The sequence below is a fragment of the Amycolatopsis sp. SID8362 genome (genome assembly GCF_010550475.1).
In the GTDB taxonomy this organism is placed as follows: domain Bacteria; phylum Actinomycetota; class Actinomycetes; order Mycobacteriales; family Pseudonocardiaceae; genus Amycolatopsis; species Amycolatopsis eburnea.
This window is the reverse complement of record NZ_JAAGNB010000723.1, coordinates 1-734: the sequence shown is the minus strand read 5'-3', so window position 1 is coordinate 734 and position 734 is coordinate 1. Positions and strand designations below refer to the sequence as shown.

Below are 734 nucleotides of genomic sequence, written 5' to 3'. Positions count from 1 at the left end.
CCTCAGCCGGGCGCTCGTCGCGCTCGGGGACGTCGCCGAGGACGCGCTGCGGACCGGGCTGGCGAGCCTCGATCCCGCCGTGCGGGCGCACGCCCGTGCCACGCGGAAGCTGCTGCGCGACCCGGACGCCGGGTTCGACCTGGGCGTCGACGAGGCGAAGCGGGTCGTCGCGCTCGGGCCGGAACGCGCCGGGGGAACGGCGTGCTGATCGGTGAGGTGGCCCGCCGGTCCGGGGTGAGTTCGCGGATGCTGCGGCACTACGACTCCCTCGGGCTGGTGCGGCCGACCGGGCGCACGGTCGGCGGCTACCGCGAGTACTCCGAAGCGGACATCCGCCGGATCTTCCACGTGGAAGGCCTGCGCTCGCTGGGGTTGTCGCTGCGGCAGGTCGGCCGCGCGCTCGCGGACCCGGCCTTCACGCCGTCCACTTTGGTCGGTGACCTGGTCCGGCGGACCGAAGAACGGCTGCAGCGGGAACGCGAGCTCCTCGAGCGCCTGCGGGCGATCGACGCTTCGGCGTCCTTCGGCTGGGAAGGCGTGCTGCGCGTCATCGAACTCCTGCACGGGTTGGATTCGCCCAGTCCGGCGAGCCGGCAGCAGGCCGTCCTGGCGCCGGCCGACGACGTGCCGCTGCCCGCCGAGCTGCTGGCCAAGGCCGTCCTCACCGAACGCGACCCGTTCGTCGCCGGCGCCCTGCGGTGGGCGCTGGCGCGGGCGGGCGGCGACGGGCTGGC

The 734-nt window shown here is 75.3% G+C and carries 1 protein-coding gene and 1 pseudogene; both read left to right on the top strand.

The genetic code is table 11. The features are described from left to right. Window positions 1–208 (top strand): annotated as a pseudogene (locus G3I65_RS22055) (HEAT repeat domain-containing protein); the annotation flags it as partial. Beyond that, window positions 202–734, top strand: a 533-nt coding sequence (locus G3I65_RS22050) for a MerR family transcriptional regulator (protein ID WP_160697789.1), incomplete at its 3' end; no start/stop codon positions are given. The pseudogene G3I65_RS22055 and the gene G3I65_RS22050, both read left to right, overlap by 7 nt.